This window comes from Nocardioides malaquae, from assembly GCF_015070385.1.
GTDB lineage: Bacteria > Actinomycetota > Actinomycetes > Propionibacteriales > Nocardioidaceae > Nocardioides > Nocardioides malaquae.
On record NZ_JADCSA010000335.1, the window covers coordinates 1 to 276 of the forward strand.

General features: G+C 62.7%; 1 pseudogene. It reads right to left on the minus strand.

The window, feature by feature from the left end:
• Positions 1-44 precede the first annotated feature (44 nt).
• A pseudogene (locus IEQ44_RS15780) lies at positions 45-276 on the minus strand (IS1634 family transposase); the annotation flags it as partial.

Genomic DNA, 276 nt, shown 5'->3' on the forward strand with positions numbered 1-276 from the left:
AGTTTCGTCAGCAGGCCGTTGACTTGTACCTGAGTTGGACCTCTTTAGTGCCCTGAGATCTTCTCGATGAACTTGGCGGTGTCGGCGTCGATTCTTGGGTCGGCGGTGGTGGTCTGCCCAGCGATCTGGATGGTGACTTCACGCAGCGGCCGGAGCAGGCGGACGAGGCGTTTGATGCTCAGCCCGGTCGTGGTCTGGAGCCAGCGGGCGACAGCGAGCGCAGCGAACACGATGGTCAGGTGCGCCTCGATGGCCTCGGCCTGGTGGTGGAAGATC